Annotated in this window: 1 protein-coding gene and 1 pseudogene; both read right to left on the reverse strand. The window is 58.9% G+C overall.

What is annotated here, in order from left to right:
- Positions 1 to 164 precede the first annotated feature (164 nt).
- Positions 165 to 452, reverse strand: a pseudogene (locus tag E1295_RS48320) (transposase); the annotation flags it as partial.
- Between the two features lie 7 nt (positions 453 to 459).
- On the reverse strand, positions 460 to 672 hold a 213-nt coding region (locus E1295_RS48325; protein ID WP_132642135.1), incomplete at its 5' end, for an IS30 family transposase.

Here is a 672-nt window from a genome sequence, read left to right on the forward strand (position 1 = left end):
TCCGTAAGCGCGGGCGACCTCTGCCTGGGACCGGCCCTCGACGACAACAGCGGTGATGACAACTCTGGCCTTGGACACACCGCACACGCTGTTGATCGCGGCGGTTGCCTATGTCCTGAGACACACCTGAGCTTCCCCCCGTAGCACGGACACCTGAGGTGAGGTCACTCAGCGGTGTCTGATGGCCTGGAGAGGGCCTCGAACGTGACGGGGCTGTGCATTCCGATACTGGAATGTCGTCGGTATGGATTGTACCAGCATTCGATCCATTCGAAGATGGCGTTGGCTAGTTCTTCTCGGGTTTCCCAGATTCTGGTGTCGAGAAGTTCGAGCTGCATCGTTCCCCAGAACGATTCCATCATCGCATTGTCGTAGCAATCTCCCACCGTTCCCATGGAGCCGAGCAGGCCTGCGTCCCGCAGTCGCTTGCCAAAAGCCCAAGACGTGAATTGCTCGGATTCAATCAGTCGTCGCAACACTACTGCTGAGCAGCAAGTTCAGTTGATCGCTGAAGGCTTCTGCCGGTGTCTTCCATCCGAGGGTCTTTCGGGGCCTGGTGTTGAGCGCGAACGCAACAGCCGCCAACTCCTCGGCATCCCAGCGTGACAGGTCAGTGCCCTTGGGAAAGTACTGCCGCAGCAGGCCGTTGGTGTTCTCGTTGGTGCCACGCTG

Source organism: Nonomuraea mesophila, assembly GCF_004352805.1.
Classification (GTDB): domain Bacteria; phylum Actinomycetota; class Actinomycetes; order Streptosporangiales; family Streptosporangiaceae; genus Nonomuraea; species Nonomuraea longispora.